The 681-nt window shown below is 67.4% G+C and carries 1 protein-coding gene; it reads left to right on the top strand.

The features are described from left to right. On the top strand, positions 1-681 hold a 681-nt coding region (locus tag P1K89_RS32525), incomplete at both ends, for a hypothetical protein (RefSeq protein WP_284620696.1).

Below are 681 nucleotides of genomic sequence, written 5' to 3'. Positions count from 1 at the left end.
GCGATCGTGCTCAAGAGCACCAGCTGGACGCTGGTGGGCAGCGATGGGCGCACCTACAGCGCGGTGCAGTCGGCTGCCGGAGACATGACGCTCACGGTGAGTGGCTTCGACAAGACCGAGGTGCTGCAGCTGGCGCAGTCGGTGGTGAGCGACGCCGGCGGGCTGGACACAGTCGGTGAGATCGAGACGCTCCTTGCTGCAACCGGAGCTGGGCAGGCGCTGAGCAAGGCGCTGGCCAACGGCAAGGCGAGCAAGGCGGTGCAGCACACGGTGGAAGGCTCGGGCGTGAGCTACACGCTGAGCTGGGATGCGAGCGGCAACCTCACCATCACCGAAGCGCGCTTCGGCAAGAGCGTGGTGTACCAGGTGGGGCAGGCGGATGCCGCAGCGCTGAGCGCAAGCTCGAGCGCAGGGGACGTGCAGAGCTTCCTCACGAACCCACCGGCAAACGCGATCGTGCTCAAGAGCACCAGCTGGACGCTGGTGGGCAGCGATGGGCGCACCTACAGCGCGGTGCAGTCGGCTGCCGGAGACATGACGCTCACGGTGAGTGGCTTCGACAAGACCGAGGTGCTGCAACTGGCGCAGTCGGTGGTGATGGCCGCGCCGCAGAACGGGCTGGACACGGTTGCCGAGATCGAGACCTTCCTGGGCAGCGCTGCGCTCACCACCGCGCTTGCC

Origin of the sequence: Aquabacterium humicola, from assembly GCF_030167915.1 — a bacterium.
Classification (GTDB): Bacteria; Pseudomonadota; Gammaproteobacteria; order Burkholderiales; family Burkholderiaceae_C; genus Pseudaquabacterium; species Pseudaquabacterium humicola.
This window is presented reverse-complemented; position numbering and strand designations above follow the sequence as displayed.